Raw genomic sequence first — 1121 nt, 5'->3', positions numbered from 1 at the left:
ATGCTGGCGCCTCGGTGTATCAGCAGTACCGAGGCGATGCTATCGCAGGCAAGCCAGCTCCCACATTTTGAGCGGAGTTCTGCAATGAAAAAGACTGTCCTCGCCTTCAGCCGTGTCACCCCGCAAATGATCGAACGCCTGCAACAGGACTTCGAGGTGATCGCGCCGAACCCCAAGCTGGGTGACATCAATGCTCAATTCAATGAAGCCCTGCCCCACGCCCATGGCCTGATTGGCGTAGGCCGCAAGCTGGGGCGTGCGCAGCTGGAAGGCGCGAGCAAGCTGGAAGTGGTGTCCAGCGTGTCGGTGGGTTACGACAACTACGACGTGCCGTACTTCAACGAGCGCGGGATCATGCTCACCAACACCCCGGACGTACTCACCGAAAGCACCGCCGACCTGGCCTTCGCCCTGCTGATGAGCAGTGCGCGCCGCGTGGCCGAACTGGATGCCTGGACCAAGGCCGGCCAGTGGAAAGCCAGCGTTGGCGCGCCGCTGTTTGGCTGCGATGTACACGGCAAGACCCTCGGCATAGTGGGCATGGGCAATATCGGCGCAGCCGTGGCCCGGCGTGGGCGCCTGGGCTTCAATATGCCGATTCTGTACAGCGGCAACAGCCGCAAGACCCAGCTGGAGCAAGAGCTGGGCGCGCAGTTGCGCAGCCTGGACCAGTTGCTGGCCGAGGCGGATTTTGTCTGCCTGGTGGTGCCGTTGAGCGACAAGACCCGCCACTTGATCAGCACCCGCGAATTGGGGCTGATGAAGTCCAGTGCGATCCTGATCAATATTTCCCGTGGGCCTGTGGTGGATGAACCGGCGCTGATTGAGGCGCTGCAAACCCAGAAAATCCGTGGCGCCGGGCTGGATGTGTACGAGCAAGAGCCGCTGGCCGAATCGCCGCTGTTCCAACTGAGCAATGCGGTGACCCTGCCGCATATCGGCTCGGCCACCCATGAAACCCGTGAAGCCATGGCCAATCGCGCCCTGGACAACCTGCGCAGCGCCTTGCTGGGGCAACGTCCGCAGGATCTGGTCAACCCGCAAGTCTGGAAGGGCTGACGCCGATCTCATATGGGATGGGTTTTGTGTGGGAGCTGGCTTGCCTGCGATGGCATCACCTC

General features: G+C 62.0%; 1 protein-coding gene. It reads left to right on the top strand.

The annotated features are described in order from the left end of the window. The first annotated feature begins 84 nt into the window (after positions 1–84). Positions 85–1059 (top strand): 2-hydroxyacid dehydrogenase, encoded by a 975-nt coding sequence (locus FEM54_RS32935; protein ID WP_017138168.1) that lies wholly within the window; start codon positions 85–87, stop codon positions 1057–1059. The last annotated feature ends 62 nt before the right edge of the window (positions 1060–1121 follow it).

It is taken from the genome of Pseudomonas edaphica (assembly GCF_005863185.1).
Classification (GTDB): Bacteria; Pseudomonadota; Gammaproteobacteria; order Pseudomonadales; family Pseudomonadaceae; genus Aquipseudomonas; species Aquipseudomonas edaphica.
This window is presented reverse-complemented; position numbering and strand designations above follow the sequence as displayed.

Coding starts and splice junctions, on each gene's coding strand:
- FEM54_RS32935 (WP_017138168.1), top strand. CDS start 85: ATGAAAAAGACTGTCCTCGCCTTCAGCCGTGTCACCCCGCAAATGATC.